We start from the raw sequence: 1,307 nt of genomic DNA on the forward strand, positions 1-1,307 counted from the left end.
AGCGAAGGTGGTGGCGAACGCGTTCAACGCTGGCTTCCAGCGCATGCCCCACCTGGTCTGGCCGGTGCCCTTGGGGTCCAACGATCTCACGGTCAGGTAGAGCGTCTTCAACGCGGCCTGCTCGTTCGGGAAGTGCCCACGAGCCCTCACCGCCCTCCGGAACCTGGCATTGAGCGACTCGATCGCGTTCGTCGAGCACAGGACCTTTCGGATCTCGACGTCGTAATCCAAGAACGGGACGAACTCGGTCCAGGCGTTGCGCCAGAGCCGGATCATCGCCGGGTAGGCCTTGCCCCACTTCTCGGCGAACTCCTCGAACGCGGCCTCAGCAGCCTCCGGGGTGGGGGCTTCGTAGACGGGCCTGAGGTTGACGGCGATCTCGGGCCAGTGCCGCTTCGACGCGTAGCCGAAACTGTTGCGCAGCAGGTGGATCAGACAGGTCTGGACCTTCGCTGCGGGGAACACCTGCCCGATCGAGTCGGGCAGGCCCTTGAGCCCGTCACAGACCATGAAGAACACGTCCTTGACGCCGCGGTTCTTCAGTTCGGTGAGGCAGGCGAACCAGAACTTCGCCGACTCCCCATCCCCGTTGCCGGGCCAGATCCCCAGAATGTCCTTGTGACCCTCCAGATCGACACCGATCGCGGCGTAGTAGGGCTGGTTGCGGACCTGCCCGTCCCGGACTTTGATCACGATCGCGTCGATGAAGATCGCAGCGTAGATCGGCTCCAACGGACGACTCATCCACCCGTTCATCTCGTCGACGACGCGGTCGGTGATCCGGCTGATCGTGTCCTTGCTCACGCTGGTGCCATACACCTCGGCGAAATGCGCCGCGATCTCCCCGGTCGTCAGTCCTTTCGCGAACAACGACAGGACCATCTGGTCCATGTCCGACAAGCGGCGTTGGCGCTTCTTCACCAACTGGGGCTCGAAGGTCCCGCTACGGTCCCGGGGCACCTGGATCTCGACCGCGCCGACATTGTCGGTGATCACCGTCTTCGAGCGGGTGCCGTTACGGGAATTGCCCGAGCCGCGGCCGACGGGGTCGTGCTTGTCATAGCCCAGATGCTCATTGAGTTCCTCGTCCAAGGCGGCCTCGACGACCTGCGCGGTCAACGCCTTCAGCAGCCCGTCGGGGCCGGTCAGGGCGATACCAGCATCACGGGCCTGGCGCACCATCTGCGCGATCACCTCACGCTGGGCCTTGTCCAACTCAGCCGACTCATCCGGCGGGGACGGTGGTGTTGGGGTCACAGCCTCCAGTCTGGCCGACTCCACGGCCAACGAGCTGCTGGTTGTTGTCT

General features: G+C 64.3%; 1 protein-coding gene. It reads right to left on the reverse strand.

The genetic code is table 11. The annotated features are described in order from the left end of the window. Nucleotides 1-1,215: IS256 family transposase (locus tag ABD073_RS15490; protein ID WP_343876092.1), on the reverse strand; the 1,215-nt coding region annotated here is incomplete at its 3' end. Nucleotides 1,216-1,307: the final 92 nt, after the last annotated feature.

Origin of the sequence: Luteococcus peritonei, assembly GCF_039526385.1 — a bacterium.
GTDB lineage: Bacteria > Actinomycetota > Actinomycetes > Propionibacteriales > Propionibacteriaceae > Luteococcus > Luteococcus peritonei.